Raw genomic sequence first — 14,339 nt, forward strand, 5'->3', positions numbered from 1 at the left:
GTGACAGCGGCCAACCTGTACCTAATGTGATGAACTTTGTTTATCTTATTTGTTTAGATTTTCCGCTTTGACCTTGTGGCAAAAGGGAAAACAATCAGCAGTGTTTCATTGGTGCTAAAGCACCTCATGAACTGTGCAGGAGTAAGATTTCTTGGCATAGCCAAGAAATCTTACTCCCAATCACTGTGTCAAACTGTTATTACTGCAAAAAAATAGAAGGCTGGGATACTTTTTTCCCAGCCTCAGGTTTGTTCTATCATCCATTGCTTGATCTATCATTTTTAAATGGTTGTTGAATATAGCTGAGCTGATGTTCAAATACGTTTTTCCCAACAGCTTAGGGAATGCAGTTCTATCGGTCTAACAACTTGGATGATTGATAAGACCCTAAAGGCAAAGAGCCTTGACCATAGTACATCAACTCATGGTCAGGGCCCTTTGTCTTTTTATTTATTTTAAGTAGTTGAGATAGTCGTACTTTTCAAAGGTATCAGAACTAGCGACTGCAACGATGGTCGCTTGCTCTGGGAAAATAGTGTCAGGATTAATGTCTGTGTTTAGTTTGGCGTCTTTTCGGAGCCGATAGCCGATGACATTGAGATCATATTTATCACGCAGATTGAGTTTGGCTAGCTCTTTATTCTGCCAACTATCGGGTAATTCAAATTCTACGATAGAAACCCCTTCTTCCAGATAAAAGATATTATGAATACGATGCCGCATCAGGGTTGAAGCGAGTGTGCGACCAGATTCTCGTTCAGGTGAGATCACACGATTGGCACCGATTTCGTAGAGTACTTCTTCGAAGGTTTCATTTTTAGCTTTAGCGGCTATGTAGGGAACCCCCAGCTTTTTACAATGCATGATAGCTAAGACGGAGCTTTCTAGGTTGTTTCCTGTTGCAATGATAACTTGCTGGCACTGGTCAATTCCGGCATCCCTGAGAGTCTCAATATTGGTAATATCGCCTATAATGGCTTTGCTGACTAAATCGGCAATATCTTGTACATGGTTGGGTTTGTTATCAATGACGATAACTTCTTCACCAAACTTGGCTAGTTTTTCAGCCAAAGTGGCCCCAAAAATTCCCAAACCTAAAACACCAATAATTTTTTCTGACATAAAAAATTCCTCTTAAAATAAAATTTAGACGGAAGCATTCTATCCAGTATTAGATAGAAGCACCTAGTATTCTCACCTTTTAACCCAGAGTAAGGTCAACACGGGCATAATTAATTGTTTGCTTGGACTTTTGTCTTAAACTAAGAAGCACAGTGATTGGCCCGACTCGCCCAAAAAACATCAAAGCCATGATGACCCAACGACCAGCTGTTGATAAATGGCTGGTAACATCCATCGAAACACCGACAGTTGCGAGAGCACTGCAGGCTTCAAAGAACAGCCTAAAAGGGGAGATATTTGGTTCAAATTCTAGCAAACAAATATAGCCAATGACTAAAATGACAAAAAAGAAGATGAGGATAGTCAAAGTTTGTTTAACAATACGAGTTGGAATAGTACGGTTATAAACGCTGACTTGAGTTTGTCCCAAAAATTCCGATCGAAAGATAAGGAAGGTAATAGCGGTTACGATGACTTTGAGCCCTCCGGCTGTACCACCTGGAGCCCCACCAATTAGCATTTGAATCATAAAAATAAAGTTAACAGCATTGCCAGCCTTGGTGTAGTCAATTGTTGCAAAGCCAGCTGTCCGCATAGTGACTGTCTGGAAGAAGCTGACGAGAACTTGGTGATAGAAACTTAGGCTTCCAATAGTGCCAGGATTATCTTGCTCTAAAATCCAAGCCAGCAGGGTACCAATGACGAGGATGATTGCTGTGGTAGTGAGGACCAAGCGAGTTTGAATAGTTAAATTCCTCTTGAGGAGGCTAAGTTTATGGGGAGACGCCTTGAACCAAGATTTAGCAAGGTCAATCAGAGCCATCCAATTGCGAAAACCCAATCCACCCGAAATAATGGAAAAGGCTACGACTAAGTTGACAATCCAGTTGAGCTTGTAATGAATCAAGCTGGTTGAGCCAAGATTATCAAAACCGGCATTACAAAAAGCAGAAACAGCTAGGAAGAAACTGTTAAAGACACCGTTCTGCCAGCCAAACCTTGGAACGAAATCAATCATTAAGGTTAGGGCGGCGAGACATTCGATAGCGAAGGTGATTTTGTAAATCCGAAAAAGATAGTGCCTGAGATCAGCACTGGAATTATTGCCGATAGAAGATTGAAGGATTTCCTGTTGTCTGAGGGACATCCGTCTGTTAATACTATAATAGCTAAAGGCGATCAGGCTGACCAGCCCTAATCCTCCGATTTGCATCAGGCACATCACGAGAAATTGTCCCAAACCATTATAAACATCTCCAATAGGAAAAACAGAAAGTCCGGTCACGCAAACCATGGACACTGTGTTAAACAGATGGTCTAAATAGCTTGTGGCAGGGGCATTATCGTATTGTGTAATTGGCAAGGATAAAAGCAGACTGCCAATCAGGATAACAGAAATAAAGCTGGCGCTAATTTGCTGAGCAACAGATAAATTTCTAATAACATTAAACTTTGTCATAGGTAAAAGGACTCCAATCAGAGGGGCTTCTTATTTGGAAGACCAGCCTTTCGAGGATACTTCTTGGGAGTCTCTTTCTTTTTTTCGAGGACTATGAGAGTGCGGCTGTCTCCATTAGGTAGTTGATAAGTGTTATTGGATTGAACCTTGGCAAATAAGAGGCTAAGAGCTTGCTTGGCTTGGTCCAGTTCCTGATCAGCGGCAGTGGCTTTGAGGGCCAATAATTTGCCGCCAATCTTAAGGAAAGGGATGGTTAGCTCAGAGAGAACCTGCATTCTGGCGACAGCTCGGGCAGTGACAATATCAAAGCTGGCGCGAAAATCTTTATTTTGTCCGAAATCCTCGGCTCGTCCATGAAAGAAATGGACTCCTGTCAGCCCTAAGCCTTTTACAACTTCATTAAGGAAGTTAATTCGCTTATTAAGAGAATCAATAATGGTCACCTCAATCTCGGGACAAAGTATCTTGATAGGGAGGCTGGGAAAACCAGCTCCAGCTCCGATATCTAATAAGCGAAGAGGACGATTCTTGATTAACCCTTGTAGGACAGGTGCGATGGAATCATAGAAGTGCTTGAGATAGACGTCCTTCTTATCAGTGATAGCTGTCAGATTGATTTTCTCATTCCAAGTCACTAGCAATTCAAAGTAGTCTTCAAACTGCTTTTTCTGCTGTTCTGATAGGGTAAAGCCTTGGCTGGCTAGTAACTCGTAAAATTCTTGTGGTGTCATTTTTCTCCCTCAAATTGAATAATAGCTTTATTTTACCACTGTAGGTCTCAAAGCTCAATAAAAGAAGACTAAGCCTACTTGTTCTGCTGTCAGTTTTGTCAGGATTTTGATGAGAGTGAAAGAAATCCATTTGTCCGACTATCTCCTCTTAGCAATTTTTGCTATAATAAAGATGATCGTGGAGGGATTTGAGAATTTTTCTTGTTGATCATCCGGACGATTTTTTTGATTTGAACTTAGTTTAATTTATAAGAGTTTAGATGATGTTTTAAAATGGAGGACAATTTATGTTATGGATTATAGTTGCCTTAGTGGCAGTTTTAGTGCTTTTGGTCATCATCAGTTACAATGGCTTGGTGCGTCTGCGGATGCAGACTCAAGAATCCTGGAGTCAAATTGATGTGCAGCTCAAACGTCGTAATGACTTAATTCCAAATTTGTTGGAAACAGTAAAAGGTTATGCAGCCTATGAAGAAAAAACCTTAACGAAAATTTCGGAATTGCGGGCACAGGTGACACAAGCAAAATCTCCTGCCGAAACGATGCAAGCTAGTGACGCTCTTACTAAGCAGGTTTCGGGAATTTTTGCGGTGGCAGAAAACTATCCTGATTTAAAGGCTAATACTAGTTTTGTCAAATTACAGGAAGAATTGACCAATACGGAAAATAAAATTTCCTACTCTCGTCAACTCTATAACAATACAACGGCTAACTACAACGCTAAGTTGCAAATTTTCCCTAGTAATCTGGTGGCTGCTATCTTTGGTTTCAAACCTGTTCAATTTTTGGAAACAGCTGAGAATGAAAAAGCTGTTCCCAAAGTTGATTTTAACCTATAGGAATTGCCTATGTTATATCAACAGATTGCTTCCAATAAACGCCGTACCTTTGTGCTGCTGATTCTTTTCTTTGCGCTTTTAAGCCTAATTGGGGCGGCCGTTGGCTATCTCTGGCTGGACAGCCTAGTTGGAGGAACTATCATCGCCCTCATCATCGGAACTATCTACGCCGTTTCCATGATTTTTCAATCGACCAATGTCGTTATGTCCATGAACAATGCTCGTGAAGTGACAGCTCAGGAATATCCTGATTACTACCATGTTGTTGAGGATATGGCTATGGTGGCTCAAGTCCCTATGCCTCGAGTCTTTGTTGTGGACGATCCTTCCCTCAATGCCTTTGCAACAGGCTCTTCTCCAGAAAATGCTGCTGTAGCTGCAACTTCTGGTATTCTTGCAGTCCTAAACCGTGAAGAATTAGAAGGGGTGATCGGGCATGAAATCAGTCATATCCGCAATTATGATATTCGAATTTCTACGATAGCAGTAGCTCTAGCTTCTGCTATCACTCTGATTTCTAGTATCGGCGGCCGCATGATGTGGTGGGGTGGCGGTCGTAGCCGACGTTCCAACAATCGTGATAACGGCGGCCTAGGTATCATCCTGCTGGTCTTTTCTTTGGTGGCTCTGATTTTAGCTCCTTTGGCTGCCAGTCTGGTTCAGCTGGCTATTTCTCGCCAGCGGGAATATTTGGCGGATGCCAGTTCGGTAGAGTTGACCAGAAATCCACAAGGGCTGATCAATGCTCTTAAAAAATTGGATCAATCTCAGCCTATGCAACAGCATGTCGATGATGCCAGTGCAGCGCTTTATATCAATGATCCTCAAAAGAAAGGTGGAATGAAGGCGCTCTTCTTTACTCACCCACCGATTGCGGATCGAATTGCGCGACTGGAGGCGGCTTAAAAGGTTCGCTCTCGAAGGAGGGATAACGGATAAGGCTTGCGTGAGCTAATTCTGAATAAAATTTAGAGACTGCGTCCTTTTATCTTTAATATAACAAATCAAGTCGCCCCTGTAGGGCGATTTTTGTTTGATTGTAAAGAGATTGAAAACTATTTCTGTTATATTAAGAGCAATCATTTTAGGGAGAAATTGAGATTATCCTTGTGATTACTACCTAATCCCCTTGAAGATCAAAACGAAGGGGTGTTGGCTTCAGCAAGCTACGCTTTGTCGCGACACGAGCCAAAGCAATCAACCGTTGTTTTTCAGCTTTAAGGCGACAGGTTCGAACAGTTTACTGAGTTATTTGAGTAGGGTAGGTGAGTTACGATACCTATTTGCTTCAGTCTATGATAGTAAAGTTACTAGGCTAGGTGGGTAAAGTTGTATCAGGCAGATGTTTAAAAGATGACTGTCTTATTTTGTTTGATAAGTGAGAAGCGGTAGGTTCTAATTGTTAGTTTCGTTCGGTCATACTAAGGAGAAAGATGTTTAATATTGCAGAATTAAAGAAGAATCCAGAGGGACTTCATTTCGACCAAGAGTTAGATATTAAGTCGCTGCTTTTAAGTCGAAATCCAGAGATTATTGATGTTAAAGACGTTAGAGCCAAGGGATTGGTAGGATTTGATGATGGGCTTTTCTTGCTCAATTATGATTTGACTTATCAGTTGACCCTGCCGTCCAGTCGTTCAATGGAACCGGTTGCCTTTGATAATAACTGCTTTGTTTCAGAGGTATTTATTGAGGCTAGCCGGGTTGAAGCTAAGAAAGACTTGGTTGATGAAGACCTAGTTCTGATCTTGGAAACTGATACCATTGATTTAGAGGAAAGTGTTGTTGATAATATTTTACTCAACATTCCGCTCAGAGTTTTAACGCAGGAGGAAGCTGAGGATGATAGCCTGCCAGCGGGTAATGATTGGTCAGTTTTAACAGAATCGCAATACCAGGCATTACAGGAGGAAAATAAAGAAGCTAATAATCCCTTTGCTGCTTTGGATGGTCTTTTTGATCCAGATTAGTAGAGAATCGAATGTTTAGTTTATTTGGTGATTTAGCTAGTCTCAGATGAAAATGTGGATTAGCTAAGAAAAAGAAGGAGGTAGTGGATAATGGCAAAACGCATTCTATTAATCGAAGGCGAGAAAAGTTTATCAAGGTTGGTGTCCTTGAAGTTACAGGAAAAAGGCTATCAGGCATTTGTCAGTCAGAATGGTCATTCTGGTTTAAAAATGGCATTGGAAAGGGATTTTGAATTGATTTTTATTGATTTCAACCTCCCTGATCAGGACGGCTTGAAACTCATGCAAGAAATCAAGAAGGTCAAGAAAGTTTCTACTGTTTTGATGGTCAATCGTGAAGATGTGGAAAATTTACCCAAAACAGAGGGCTTGGCAAATGATTACTTGGTTAAGCCCTTTGCAGTGGAAGAGCTTTTGGATAAGGTTGATGAAATTTTCCAACGCAAGGGTTTGAAACGCAAGCCTCCTAAGTCTAATCAAACGGCTTATCAGGATTTAATTATGGATGAGGCCAGCCGTTCGGTTATCCGCAGAGGAGAAGCCATAGCTCTGACTAAAAGAGAATTTGCTCTTTTGTCGACCTTATTGCGGCATATCAATACGGTTATGACACGAGAGGAATTGCTGGACTATGTCTGGAGCTATAACGATGGCACAGTTGAGACTAATGTTGTGGATGTTTATGTTCGTTACCTCCGTGGAAAAATTGATATTCCCGGTCATGAATCTTATATCCAAACTGTTCGAGGCTTAGGCTATGTCATTCGAGAACATTAGAGAAAACTTAGATAGGATAGATTCAAAAATAGCGTAAAAATGGGATAAGATTAGGTTTGGCAGGGAGAGTCAATCCTTTTTTTATGTCCCAAAGTATGGTAAAATAAAGTATTACTAAAATATGATAGAATTGGGGTGTTTTTATGCGTTGCCCAAGATGTAATAATAATAAATCTAGCGTCATTGACAGTCGTCAGGCTGAGGATGGCAATACTATTCGTCGGCGTCGTGAATGTGACCATTGTGGGACTCGTTTCACTACCTTTGAGCGAATTGAAGAAGTGCCCCTCTTGGTTGTGAAAAAGGATGGAACTCGGGAACAATTCTCTCGTGATAAGATTCTCAATGGTATTATCCAAAGTGCCCAAAAGAGGCCGGTTTCTAGCACTGATATTGAGAATGTTATTAGTCGGATTGAGCAGAAAATTCGCAGTGAGTATGATTCCGAAGTGTCGAGTGAGGTGATTGGCAATCTGGTTATGGATGAGTTGGCTGATCTGGATGAAATTACCTATGTCCGTTTTGCCAGTGTTTATCGCTCCTTCAAGGATGTTGATGAAATCGAGAATCTCCTCCAACAAATTACCAATCGTGTTCGTAGTAAAAATAAGAAAAATAAGGTAAACGATGAAACCAATTGATGATTTTTCTTTTGTGAAAAATAATCAGGTCAGCAGGGATATGACCAATTTGATCAGGCTCTACCTGCCTATTATAGGCAGCGATGCTGCAGTGGTCTATCAATATCTGACTAGTTTTTATGACGGCGGAGGAAGAATTCATAAGTTCGCCGAAATCCTTAACCATACCCTCTTTGACCTGCCTCGCTTTGAAGCGGCTCTGGCGGTCTTAACTGGTATGGACCTGGTGGCATTTTATCAAGATCTCTCTAATTATATCATTGAGCTGAGAGAGCCCCTGACTGCCCAAATTTTTCTAGCGAATCCAGTCTATCGTCGCCTCTTAGAAAGTCATATCGGCGATGTGGCGGTAGCAGAGCTGGAAATGGAAGACATCAGCCATCTGCGTAATCTCTCTAAGAAATTTTCAGACGTTTTTTCTGATAAGGGAGAAGTGGAACTACATCCTGTGCAGCCCAAAACTAATTTTGATTTGGAGAGCTTCAAACAGCGGATGACTCTTGATGGTCTCTATTTCGCTAATGAAAAGCAGGATGTCATCGCCCTCAATAATATTTCTGAAAAGTTTCAGCTGACTTGGTTTGATGTTTATCAGCTGGCTAAGGAAACGTCCAGCCACCATAAGATTCTGCCCAAACGGATTGTTGTTAAGCTGCGACAAGGACAAGAATCTCAGTCGGCTGCATTCAGCCACGAGGAAGAGGTCATCCTCAGAGAAGCCAAGGCTTCTACCCCAGAGAATTTCTTAGCTAAAGTTAAAACTGGTTTGGGAGCTGTAACAACAACTGCCAAGGAAAAGAAAATCTTGGCAGATTTGGTGGAGATGGATTTCCTTGATGAAGTTATCAATATCATGGTTGTCTATTATTTCAAACGTAATAATTCGGCTACCTTGGGCAGGAATGCTATGATGAGTCTAGCGAATATTGTTTCCTCAAAAAAGGCGATTAGTGCGGAATCTGCCCTGACAGTGCTCAGTCAGCATAGCCAAGGTTATTCTAAAAGTAAAGGTCAGGGGGCGGCTAAGCAGACGACCTCCAGTGTGCCAGATTGGAGTAATCCAGATTATAAGGAAGAGACCAGCCCTGAGGAGCAGGCAAAATTAGATGAAATGAAGCGACAAATGCTCCAGCGATTAGAAAAAGGAGGTGACTAGATGGAAAGTATCGGACAAACTCTTAATCGGACAGGGCATGCCAGTCGGGTTAATTTAGACGATTTGACCAATCAAATCATGGCAGATCAGGCGGTAGCTAGTTTTATTTCAGAGCACCAGCTGAGTCAGGCAGAAATCAAACGCAGCCTCCCCAAGTTCAACCAATTCTTGGTGGAGCGACGGAAGTTTCAAACAGGCGATAGCAGTTACATAGCCAAGGGTTACGAGCCTATTTTAACCATGAATGAAGGCTATGCAGATGTTTCCTACAAGGAAACTAAGGCCCTCAAGCAGGCTCAGGCGCAAAGGGCTATCGAAGATCGCATCCATGTAGTCAGCCTACCTAAATCCTATAAGAATATCACCTTTCAAGATGTTGATCTTACAGGATCGCGTTCAGATGTCTTCCAGTATTTGGTCAATTTTGTTGATCGCTATCCAAGTCCGAATCAAAAGGGACTTTATATCTACGGAGACATGGGGATTGGGAAGTCCTTTATATTGGCAGCCATGGCCCATGAGTTATCCGAGAAAAAGGCTGTTGAGACGACCATGCTTCATTATCCCAGCTTTGTTATTGATATTAAAAATGCTATCAATTCTGGCAGCGTCAAGGAGGAAATTGATGCAGTCAAGGCGGTTCCAGTCCTTATCCTAGATGATATTGGGGCTGAACAGACCACTTCTTGGGTCCGGGATGAAATTCTCCAAGTAATTCTGCAGCATCGAATGTTGGAAGAATTGCCGACCTTCTTCACTTCCAACTATAGCTTGGCTAATTTGGAAGCTAAGTTTGGCAATATCAAAGGGGCCGATGAATCTTGGCAGGCTAAGCGTGTCATGGAACGTATTCGCTATCTCGCTAAGGACGTTCACCTCTTAGGTGAGAATCGGCGGTGATTTTGAGGGTAGCGCAAGGTGAATGGCTTCCTAGGCAAGGAACTTGCTCCTGTTTCGCCTGCTAAATTTAATTTGCCAGAAAGTATTGCTTGGCTCCCTAGGAGCTAGATTTATAAATAACTGACTCTTTTACCTATAAGTCAGACAAGAAAGGAAAACAAATGGCCTTACCTACTGTGGCTATTGTGGGTCGTCCTAATGTGGGGAAATCGACCCTTTTTAATCGGATTGCGGGTGAACGCATTTCCATTGTTGAAGATGTGGAAGGGGTAACCCGAGACCGAATTTATACTAAAGCGGAATGGCTTAATCGCCAGTTTTCTATTATTGATACAGGTGGTATCGATGATGTTGATGCTCCCTTTATGGAACAGATCAAGCATCAGGCGGATATTGCTATGACTGAAAGTGATGTCATCGTCTTTGTTGTTTCCGGCAAGGAAGGTGTGACAGATGCCGATGAATATGTAGCCAAGATCCTTTATCGCACCCACAAACCGGTTATTCTGGCCGTCAACAAGGTGGATAATCCGGAGATGCGTAACGATATTTATGATTTTTATGCACTGGGCTTAGGGGATCCTTACCCTCTTTCCTCTGTTCACGGCATTGGGACTGGTGATATTCTCGATGCCATTGTTGAAAGTCTTCCGGTTGAAGAAGACGATGACAATCCTGATATTATCAAGTTCAGCCTGATCGGCCGCCCCAATGTTGGCAAGTCCAGTCTTATCAATGCCATGCTGGGTGAGGAGCGAGTAATCGCCAGCCCTGTCGCTGGAACTACGCGGGATGCTATTGATACGGACTTCGTTGATGATGAGGGACAAGAGTACACCATGATTGATACTGCAGGCATGCGGAAATCTGGGAAGGTCTACGAGAATACCGAAAAGTACTCTATTATGCGTTCTATGCGGGCAATTGACCGTTCGGATGTAGTCCTCATGGTTATCAATGCTGAGGAAGGCATCAGAGATTACGATAAACGAATTGCTGGCTTTGCCCATGAAGCTGGTAAGGGAATTATCATCGTGGTCAATAAGTGGGATACCATCAAAAAGGACAACCATACAGCCAGCAAATGGGAAGAAGATATTCGGGATAATTTTCAATTCTTAAGCTATGCTCCGATTGTCTTTGTCTCAGCGGAAACGAAGCAGCGCCTGCACAAGTTGCCTGAACTGATTAAAGGCATCAGCCAGAGTCAAAACACGCGGATTCCATCTGCTGTACTTAATGATGTGATTATGGATGCGGTTGCTATTAATCCAACACCGACTGATAAAGGCAAGCGCCTGAAAATTTTTTATGCAACTCAGGTTTCGGTTAAACCGCCGACTTTTGTTATCTTTGTTAATGACGAAGAGCTCATGCATTTTTCCTATATGCGTTTTTTAGAAAATCAAATACGTGAAGCCTTTACCTTTGAAGGAACACCTATTCATTTGATTGCTCGAAAGCGAAAATAAGCTCAAGTGAAGCTGGAAGCCGAAAGATGCTTCTTTGCAACTGTATTTGCATTGTCGGATAGTATCAACGGTTTAGTAACACCAAATGCGTGCTGATTGGTCAAGCGTAAAGATTGAGTAAATTAGTGGAGACGGCCCATTTGTTTACTTAAAATAGTCAGGAATTATTGAGGTTCTGATAAAATAACAGCAAGAAGAAGCAGGTTACTGGTGCTCAAATGATTCACAATGTTTCTCGTAGCAATCGGCTATTATGTCAAAATCGATCGCTAGCGCAGGGGTGGGATGATCAGGTTGAACTGTGAAAAGCTAGTTGGATAGCTCTATTAAGCCAAGCTTACATCTAATGATATTCTCACGGACATTCTTTCACAGACTTGCTACTTTTGCAATGCCTACAATCGTCTGTTTCTTAACAGCACGAAGCTAAGGCTCCTAAGAGTTCTGAGAAATGGCTCTGTTATCTGATAAGCAGCGAGCACATAGAGCAGGAAGTAATCGAAAAAATGTTGTGGGCTTCTTTGAACCCTTGGTCAAGAAATTACTATGGAATGCGCTGTCGAACTTAACCAATTGCTTTCTTTTAAAATGGAGGCTCGATTGAATGAGTTCAATCGTGACTGTAAGACAGGACTGGGATTGACTTTCTCGGTCTTTTACTTTTGTTATTATCAATGTTTGTGCTTCAAATCCTGTTAGAAATAATTGCCTGTTTTTAAAGTTTTAACTTGACTGATAGCGGACTTCAAGGTGTAAAATGGGGATGAAATTCCTAAAGGAGGTCATTATCATGGAATATGTAAAATTAGGCGCAACAGGTTTGGACGTTTCTAAGTTTTGCTTAGGCTGTATGAGTTTTGGGGATGCCACACGGGGATTTCACTCGGGCTGGCTTCTTGATGAGGACCAGAGCCGTGTCATTATCAAGAAGGCTTTAGATCTAGGTATTAATTTCTTTGATACGGCTAATGTTTATGCGGCCGGCAGCAGTGAAGAGTACCTAGGGCGAGCTATTCGTGATTTTGCTAATCGTGAAGATGTCGTGCTCGCAACCAAATGCTTTTTCAGTGATTTACCTAATGGTAAAAGTAAGCCCAACAACCATGGTCTGTCACAAAAGGCGATTTTCCATCAAGTTGAGCGTAGCCTCAAGAGATTAGGAACCGATTATATCGATATCCTCTACATTCATCGCTGGGATTATCAGACACCGATTGAAGAGACTATGTCCGCTCTCAATGATTTGGTACGCAGCGGTAAGGTTCGCTATCTAGGAGCTTCAGCTATGTATACTTGGCAATTCCAAAAAGCGCAATACATTGCTGAAAAGAACGGCTGGACCAAGTTTGCTGTCATGCAAAATCACTACAACCTTCTCTATCGTGAAGATGAGCGTGAAATGATACCTTTTTGTCGGGAGACAGGCGTTGGCTTAGCTCCTTACAGTCCTTTGGCATCAGGCCGTGTCGTGCGCGACTGGATAGCTGATACGGCCCGCAGTAAGACGGATACAACGGCCCAAAGCAAATACGACAGTACACAAGAGCAAGATATGGCGATTGTTAAACGGGTCGCTGGACTCGCCGACCAATATGATGTCACCCGCACGCAAATCGCCTTGGCTTGGTTGTGGCAAAAAGGTATCCACTCACCTATTGTCGGTGTCACTAAGGAAAAGTATTTGGATGACTTTATGGGAGCTTTTGACCTTCACTTAACTCAGGAAGATATGGACTACTTGGATGAAAATTACCTGCCCCACAAGGTTGTCGGAGCTTTGTAATAAAATGAATTTAACCCTATACGACCTCTATCAAAAGATGTTGGCTCACATGGGGCCGACCAACTGGTGGCCAGCTGACAGTAAGCAGCAAATTATTATTGAAGCTATTTTGATTCAAAATACAACAGAGCGCAATGCTGTTCGTGCGTCACAGCTGATTAGAGCCCAGACTGATTACGATTTCCACCGTATTCGGCAGCTGCCGCTGGAAGATTTGGAGGGACTGGTTCGGCCAGCCGGCTTTATGAAGAATAAGAGTAAGGCGATTAAAACATTAATTCAGTGGTACTTATCTTATGATCAAGATTCTGAGGCCATTGTGGCGCAGTACGGTGAGACCCTGCGTAACACTCTTCTCCAGCTGCATGGTGTTGGTCCTGAAACAGCTGATGTGCTGCTGACTTATATTTTTGATCAGCCGCAATTTATAGCAGACAAGTATGCTCGTACGCTTTTTAGTCTCTTAGGTGTCGAGGGACTGACCAGCTACCAAAGTTTGAACCGCCAGCTGTCAAGACTGCCAGATCCTTTTACTTATCAGGACGCCCAAGAATTTCACGGCTTGATTGATGAGTTTGGTAAAGTCTATTTTCATCCCATTGATAATTTTCAGGACAGTTTTTTAATGGGGGACTGTCTAGACTGGGCAAAGATAAATGCCAATTCAACACAAAAATAAGCAGTAGAGCATTAACAAGATAAAGGGAGAGTGTTATCTAATGTGTCTATGTCAAAAGAGTCTGGAACCGCTTTGGGTTCCAGACTCTTTTATGCTGATTGACAGGACGCCGGCTTCTCTAGTCTTGCTCATAATCCCTGAAAAGTTTGCTTTCTCGAAACTTTTTAATAGGCTGTGGTTGGTCGTTTTTCTTCGCTAAGTCTTTTTCCAGCCATTTCATGTCATACCAATGTTCAAATTTATAGCCTGAATTTTTGAAATGCCCGATCTCCTTAAAGCCTAGGTGCTTGTGGAAGTTTAAGCTTTTATTGGTGAGATAGTCATCTGGATGCTCAGTTGTCGCGATGCAGGCCAGAATGGTCAAAATTCCTTGAGCTTTGAGACAAGTTTCTAAATGTTGGTAGAGAAGCCGGCCGGTTCCTTGGCCCTGAGCATAGGAGTCTAGGTAGATAGTGACTTCTGCCAGCCACTGGTAAGCCTCTCGTTGGTGAAAAGGCGAGGCATAGGCGTAACCTAGAATTTGGTCGTCCTGTTTGGCTATTAAATAAGGATAGGTTTGGCTAATGCTTTGCCAACGCTGGCTAAATTTTTGCAGGTTTGGAACTTGGTATTCAAAGCTGATAGCTGTTTTTTCGACATAAGGTGCATAAATAGCTAGGAGCTGAGGCAGGTCAGCTTCTTTAGCGTTTTGGATGATTATTGACAAGGCACTCTCCCTTCGTTTTCTTCTAGTATAGCATAAGCTTTGTCTCTAAACTATTTTTTATGAAAATGCTATTTCATTTTGTTATAATAAAAGGATAAGTTAAT

14 protein-coding genes are annotated in these 14,339 nt (G+C 42.2%); 10 read left to right on the plus strand and 4 right to left on the minus strand.

All coding sequences use genetic code 11. From position 1 onward, the window contains the following. Nucleotides 1–450: 450 nt before the first annotated feature. The 3 genes from G7Y32_RS00570 to rsmG form a co-directional block, all read right to left on the minus strand. Entirely contained in the window at nucleotides 451–1,122 is a 672-nt protein-coding gene (locus tag G7Y32_RS00570; RefSeq protein ID WP_165209173.1) for a potassium channel family protein, read from the minus strand. Nucleotides 1,123–1,201: 79 nt separating this feature from the next. Continuing rightward, the gene (locus G7Y32_RS00575; RefSeq protein ID WP_165209176.1) at nucleotides 1,202–2,581 is read right to left on the minus strand and encodes a TrkH family potassium uptake protein; all 1,380 of its coding nucleotides are present in this window, start codon (nucleotides 2,579–2,581) and stop codon (nucleotides 1,202–1,204) included. Between the two features lie 17 nt (nucleotides 2,582–2,598). After that, nucleotides 2,599–3,312, minus strand: coding sequence for a 16S rRNA (guanine(527)-N(7))-methyltransferase RsmG (gene rsmG, locus G7Y32_RS00580; protein WP_165209179.1), 714 nt, complete (start codon nucleotides 3,310–3,312; stop codon nucleotides 2,599–2,601). Nucleotides 3,313–3,599: 287 nt separating this feature from the next. On the opposite strand from rsmG, the gene G7Y32_RS00585 reads away from it, so the two are divergent. The 10 genes from G7Y32_RS00585 (at nucleotide 3,600) to G7Y32_RS00630 (ending at nucleotide 13,529) form a co-directional block, all read left to right on the plus strand. Continuing rightward, a complete protein-coding gene (locus G7Y32_RS00585; protein WP_004229648.1) occupies nucleotides 3,600–4,151 on the plus strand; it encodes a LemA family protein in 552 nt (183 codons plus the stop codon). Between the two features lie 9 nt (nucleotides 4,152–4,160). Then, complete coding sequence (gene htpX / locus G7Y32_RS00590) at nucleotides 4,161–5,057, plus strand: zinc metalloprotease HtpX (protein WP_165209182.1); 897 nt, start codon at nucleotides 4,161–4,163, stop codon at nucleotides 5,055–5,057. A gap of 527 nt (nucleotides 5,058–5,584) precedes the next feature. Then, on the plus strand, nucleotides 5,585–6,121 hold the full coding sequence (locus G7Y32_RS00595) for a YceD family protein (RefSeq protein WP_165209185.1): 537 nt from the start codon (nucleotides 5,585–5,587) through the stop codon (nucleotides 6,119–6,121). A 90-nt stretch (nucleotides 6,122–6,211) separates the two neighbouring features. Next, the gene (locus G7Y32_RS00600; protein WP_004227876.1) at nucleotides 6,212–6,898 is read left to right on the plus strand and encodes a response regulator transcription factor; all 687 of its coding nucleotides are present in this window, start codon (nucleotides 6,212–6,214) and stop codon (nucleotides 6,896–6,898) included. 143 nt (nucleotides 6,899–7,041) lie between these two features. Beyond that, entirely contained in the window at nucleotides 7,042–7,539 is a 498-nt protein-coding gene (nrdR, locus tag G7Y32_RS00605; protein WP_004225597.1) for a transcriptional regulator NrdR, read from the plus strand. Continuing rightward, complete coding sequence (locus G7Y32_RS00610) at nucleotides 7,526–8,695, plus strand: replication initiation and membrane attachment family protein (RefSeq protein WP_165209188.1); 1,170 nt, start codon at nucleotides 7,526–7,528, stop codon at nucleotides 8,693–8,695. Before nrdR ends, G7Y32_RS00610 begins: the two co-directional genes overlap by 14 nt. Further along, complete coding sequence (gene dnaI / locus G7Y32_RS00615) at nucleotides 8,696–9,595, plus strand: primosomal protein DnaI (protein WP_165209191.1); 900 nt, start codon at nucleotides 8,696–8,698, stop codon at nucleotides 9,593–9,595. Nucleotides 9,596–9,756: 161 nt separating this feature from the next. After that, the gene (gene der / locus G7Y32_RS00620; RefSeq protein ID WP_004226789.1) at nucleotides 9,757–11,067 is read left to right on the plus strand and encodes a ribosome biogenesis GTPase Der; all 1,311 of its coding nucleotides are present in this window, start codon (nucleotides 9,757–9,759) and stop codon (nucleotides 11,065–11,067) included. 790 nt (nucleotides 11,068–11,857) lie between these two features. Further along, on the plus strand, nucleotides 11,858–12,850 hold the full coding sequence (locus tag G7Y32_RS00625) for an aldo/keto reductase (RefSeq protein ID WP_165209194.1): 993 nt from the start codon (nucleotides 11,858–11,860) through the stop codon (nucleotides 12,848–12,850). Between the two features lie 4 nt (nucleotides 12,851–12,854). Continuing rightward, entirely contained in the window at nucleotides 12,855–13,529 is a 675-nt protein-coding gene (locus tag G7Y32_RS00630) for an endonuclease III domain-containing protein (RefSeq protein ID WP_165209197.1), read from the plus strand. A gap of 118 nt (nucleotides 13,530–13,647) precedes the next feature. On the opposite strand, the gene G7Y32_RS00635 is transcribed toward G7Y32_RS00630, so the two are convergent. After that, the gene (locus G7Y32_RS00635) at nucleotides 13,648–14,235 is read right to left on the minus strand and encodes a GNAT family N-acetyltransferase (protein ID WP_165209200.1); all 588 of its coding nucleotides are present in this window, start codon (nucleotides 14,233–14,235) and stop codon (nucleotides 13,648–13,650) included. Between the last annotated feature and the right edge of the window lie 104 nt (nucleotides 14,236–14,339).

Source organism: Streptococcus tangpeifui (genome assembly GCF_011038795.1).
GTDB lineage: Bacteria > Bacillota > Bacilli > Lactobacillales > Streptococcaceae > Streptococcus > Streptococcus tangpeifui.

What these genes read in the sequence shown, in the direction of transcription:
- G7Y32_RS00570 (WP_165209173.1), bottom strand. Translation starts at nt 1,122, where the DNA reads ATGTCAGAAAAAATTATTGGTGTTTTAGGTTTGGGAATTTTTGGGGCC.
- G7Y32_RS00575 (WP_165209176.1), bottom strand. Translation starts at nt 2,581, where the DNA reads ATGACAAAGTTTAATGTTATTAGAAATTTATCTGTTGCTCAGCAAATT.
- rsmG (WP_165209179.1), bottom strand. Translation starts at nt 3,312, where the DNA reads ATGACACCACAAGAATTTTACGAGTTACTAGCCAGCCAAGGCTTTACC.
- G7Y32_RS00585 (WP_004229648.1), top strand. Translation starts at nt 3,600, where the DNA reads ATGTTATGGATTATAGTTGCCTTAGTGGCAGTTTTAGTGCTTTTGGTC.
- htpX (WP_165209182.1), top strand. Translation starts at nt 4,161, where the DNA reads ATGTTATATCAACAGATTGCTTCCAATAAACGCCGTACCTTTGTGCTG.
- G7Y32_RS00595 (WP_165209185.1), top strand. Translation starts at nt 5,585, where the DNA reads ATGTTTAATATTGCAGAATTAAAGAAGAATCCAGAGGGACTTCATTTC.
- G7Y32_RS00600 (WP_004227876.1), top strand. Translation starts at nt 6,212, where the DNA reads ATGGCAAAACGCATTCTATTAATCGAAGGCGAGAAAAGTTTATCAAGG.
- nrdR (WP_004225597.1), top strand. Translation starts at nt 7,042, where the DNA reads ATGCGTTGCCCAAGATGTAATAATAATAAATCTAGCGTCATTGACAGT.
- G7Y32_RS00610 (WP_165209188.1), top strand. Translation starts at nt 7,526, where the DNA reads ATGAAACCAATTGATGATTTTTCTTTTGTGAAAAATAATCAGGTCAGC.
- dnaI (WP_165209191.1), top strand. Translation starts at nt 8,696, where the DNA reads ATGGAAAGTATCGGACAAACTCTTAATCGGACAGGGCATGCCAGTCGG.
- der (WP_004226789.1), top strand. Translation starts at nt 9,757, where the DNA reads ATGGCCTTACCTACTGTGGCTATTGTGGGTCGTCCTAATGTGGGGAAA.
- G7Y32_RS00625 (WP_165209194.1), top strand. Translation starts at nt 11,858, where the DNA reads ATGGAATATGTAAAATTAGGCGCAACAGGTTTGGACGTTTCTAAGTTT.
- G7Y32_RS00630 (WP_165209197.1), top strand. Translation starts at nt 12,855, where the DNA reads ATGAATTTAACCCTATACGACCTCTATCAAAAGATGTTGGCTCACATG.